The organism is Bacillus sp. C28GYM-DRY-1, assembly GCF_030519405.1.
In the GTDB taxonomy this organism is placed as follows: Bacteria; Bacillota; Bacilli; order Bacillales; family Bacillaceae; genus Bacillus; species Bacillus spizizenii_A.
This window is the reverse complement of the sequence record NZ_JAUMKF010000101.1, coordinates 1-255: the sequence shown is the minus strand read 5'-3', so window position 1 is coordinate 255 and position 255 is coordinate 1. Positions and strand designations below refer to the sequence as shown.

General features: G+C 56.9%; 1 rRNA gene. It reads left to right on the top strand.

Annotated features, from left to right (window positions below):
• Positions 1 to 255: ribosomal RNA gene (locus Q3W56_RS20855) — 16S ribosomal RNA — on the top strand; the annotation flags it as partial.

Genomic DNA, 255 nt, shown 5'->3' with positions numbered 1-255 from the left:
AAACCGGGGCTAATACCGGATGCTTGTTTGAACCGCATGGTTCAAACATAAAAGGTGGCTTCGGCTACCACTTACAGATGGACCCGCGGCGCATTAGCTAGTTGGTGAGGTAATGGCTCACCAAGGCGACGATGCGTAGCCGACCTGAGAGGGTGATCGGCCACACTGGGACTGAGACACGGCCCAGACTCCTACGGGAGGCAGCAGTAGGGAATCTTCCGCAATGGACGAAAGTCTGACGGAGCAACGCCGCGT